At 70.5% G+C, this 2,692-nt stretch carries 4 protein-coding genes; 3 read left to right on the top strand and 1 reads right to left on the bottom strand.

Translation table 11 applies throughout. The annotated features are described in order from the left end of the window. The first annotated feature begins 145 nt into the window (after nt 1–145). Nucleotides 146–589 (top strand): chorismate mutase, encoded by a 444-nt coding sequence (locus AB4Y86_RS16275; protein ID WP_441403216.1) that lies wholly within the window; start codon nt 146–148, stop codon nt 587–589. A 2-nt stretch (nt 590–591) separates the two neighbouring features. Continuing rightward, on the top strand, nt 592–1,629 hold the full coding sequence (locus AB4Y86_RS16270; RefSeq protein ID WP_441403215.1) for a hypothetical protein: 1,038 nt from the start codon (nt 592–594) through the stop codon (nt 1,627–1,629). Nucleotides 1,630–1,632: 3 nt separating this feature from the next. Here the strand turns inward: AB4Y86_RS16270 and AB4Y86_RS16265 are convergent, their stop codons facing one another. Further along, a complete protein-coding gene (locus AB4Y86_RS16265) occupies nt 1,633–2,352 on the bottom strand; it encodes a DUF4166 domain-containing protein (RefSeq protein ID WP_441403214.1) in 720 nt (239 codons plus the stop codon). Nucleotides 2,353–2,526: 174 nt separating this feature from the next. Between AB4Y86_RS16265 and AB4Y86_RS16260 the strand changes: the two genes are divergently transcribed. Then, the coding region (locus AB4Y86_RS16260) for a response regulator (RefSeq protein WP_441403217.1) at nt 2,527–2,692 on the top strand (166 nt) is incomplete at its 3' end.

The raw sequence follows: 2,692 nt of genomic DNA, 5'->3' as shown, positions 1-2,692 counted from the left end.
CCGCCGTTCACTGYGAACGGCGGGCATGCCCCTTTTTCGACGCTACGCGGGACGCGTCGCGGCTTGCGGCGCCGCCCGGGGCGCGGGAGCGGCGGCCCCCGCTTAACACCCGGAGGATTTCCACCCCAGCCCCTAGACTGGGTCCATGACCGAGCAGAACCAGGATTTCCCCGACGCCGATGCCTACGACCCCGCCGCCAGTTCGCTGGCCGGCCACGTGGATCCGGCGGTGATGGCGGAACTGCTCTCCATCCGCTCGAGCATTGACAACATCGACGCGACCCTGGTGTTCCTGCTGGCCGAGCGGTTCAAGGCCACACAAAAAGTCGGCTTCCTCAAGGCCGCGCACAAGCTTCCGGCCGGAGACCCGGGCCGTGAGGCGGCGCAGATCGCCCGGCTGCGGCACCTCGCCGCCGAGGCCCACCTGGACCCGGCATTTGCCGAGAAATTCCTGAACTTCATCATCGGCGAGGTGATCCGCCACCACGAGGCCATCGCCGAAGACCACCAGGCGGCCGCCGACCTGGCAACGGATGCCGCCGGCCTGGCCAGGCAGGATGCGGACCCCGCCGTCTCCGCCGAGGCTTAGCCGTGCCGTTGCAGGATTCGCCCGGCCAGGTCACGGCCACCGCCCTCGGTCCGTGGCCCGGGGAGGACCCGGTCGAGGCCGCCCGGATCATCCGCGGCGAGTTGGGCAGCCCGCATCTTCCCTTCCTCGCCGAGCTCCCGGGCCGCGGCGTCGGGTCGGACGCGCTGGGCCGCACCGCCTCCCTGCTGGAGGGGCTCGCCGTCGACGTCCAGCCGCACGGCTGGCGGCTTGTCGACCGCCCCGGCAAGGATCTGATGCGCGCCCGCTCGGCGCTGTCCACCGACATCAACGTCCTCGCCGACGTGATCGGCGCGGAGGAAACCCCTGCCATCGAACTCAAGATCCAGCTGTGCGGCCCGCTCAGCCTTGCAGCCGGACTGCACCTGCACAACGGGGAACGTGCCCTCATCGACCACGGCGCGCGGCGGGACCTCGCGGCCTCRCTCGCGGCCGGCGTGGACGCCCATCTGCGCCGGGTGGCGGCCGCGGCGCCCGGAGCCAGCCTCGTGGTGCAACTCGACGAGCCGGACATCGCAGCCGTCATGGCCGGCACCATCTCAACCTCCAGCGGCTACCGCACGCTGCGCGCCGTCGCGGGTTCCGAGGTCGCCGAATCATGGCGGGTCGTCATCGACGCCCTCCGCGCCGCGGGTGCGGCCGAAATCGTGGTCTCGGTGCCCGAAGTCGAGGCGCCCTTTGACCGGATCCTCGCCGCCGGTGCGGACGGGATCGCGGTGCCCTTGCGTGCCCTGACCTCCCGCCAATGGGAGCAGCTCGCCGGTGCCGTGGAGGCCGGCAAGCGGCTCTGGGCCGGTGCGCTGCCGGTGGACAACCCGGTTGCGGCGTTGCCGCGCGTACCGCAGGCGGTCGAAACACTCTGGCGGCCGTGGCGCCAGCTCGGGCTTCCGGCCGGATCGCTGGCCTCGGTGCGGGTCACGCCGTCCGGCGGCCTTGCCGACTACACGCCGTCGTCCGCGACGGCGGTGCTGACCCGCCTGACGCAGCTGGCCGACGGGCTGAACCAGCTCGCCCTCGGCTAGCGCCTACACCCGACGTTCCCAGCGGTCGGGCCGGGCCCGGCGGGGAAGGTGCCCCGGCGCAAGGATGCCGTCCGGGTAGGGCTCCAGCCGGTAATCGAAGCTGCCCGCGTAGACCAGCACCAGACCGAGCTGCGGCTGGATGACCTTAACCTGGATCCGGTGCCGGCCCGGGGCGCCGTCGGCCGTCTCCCACCATTGCTCGGCGTAGGCTTTGGCATCGAGCGCGGCCGGCAGCGCGAGCCGGAGCGGGCCCAGGAACAGCCGGGAGGCCTCGGAGACGCCGCGGAGGCGCCCTTCGGGCGTGACGCTGAGGTTGAGGTCGGTGACGAGACGGCGGTAGCGGCCGACGTAATCCACCAGCCGAGGGGTGCCGGCGGACGAGTCCAGACTGGTGGTGTCCTGGAAGATCCGGGTGGCCTGCGGGAAGAAGATTTCGCGCCGGGCGGTCAGGCTCGAGCGCCCGAACGGGTCCAGATGGGCGTGGTTTTCGATCCGGAACCGGACGCCCTCGCCGTATTCCGGGAAGAACGCCTCTTCGCCGGTGGCGAGCCGCAGCGGCGGCCGCAGCCACCGCTGCCGGCAGCCGACGACGTCGAAGACACCCTCGCCCACGCCGTAGTGCCCGGAACCCGGCGCAAGCGAGAAATACTCCTGAAGTTCAGGCTGCAGGCGGGAAAACCTGGGCCCGAGGCCCAGCCGATAGATGGGTTCATAGCCGGTCATGCATCCTCCTGGGGGTCGTAGCCGTCCGGCGGCCTTCCCCTGAATCTACGCGTTCCCGGACGGCAGCCGCAGCGGATCCGTGGCCACCGCCTCTGCGCCGTTCCAAGCACAGCCGCGCCATGCCGGGAACGGCCCGAATACGACAAAGCCATTTCAATAGGGGAATATATACCTATGAAGGCACGGATTTTGGTAGTGGACGATGACGAGGCGCTGGCCGAGATGATCGGYATTGTGTTGCGCAACGACGGATTCGACCCCGTCTTCTGCGCGGACGGCGGGCAGGCCTTTGAGGTTTTCCGGTCCTCCAAACCGGACCTGGTGCTGCTGGATCTGATGC

This window comes from Arthrobacter sp. 2YAF22_2 (assembly GCF_052114645.1).
Classification (GTDB): Bacteria; Actinomycetota; Actinomycetes; order Actinomycetales; family Micrococcaceae; genus Arthrobacter.
The sequence above is the reverse complement of the archived record's forward strand: the minus strand, read 5'-3'. Positions and strand labels throughout refer to the sequence as shown.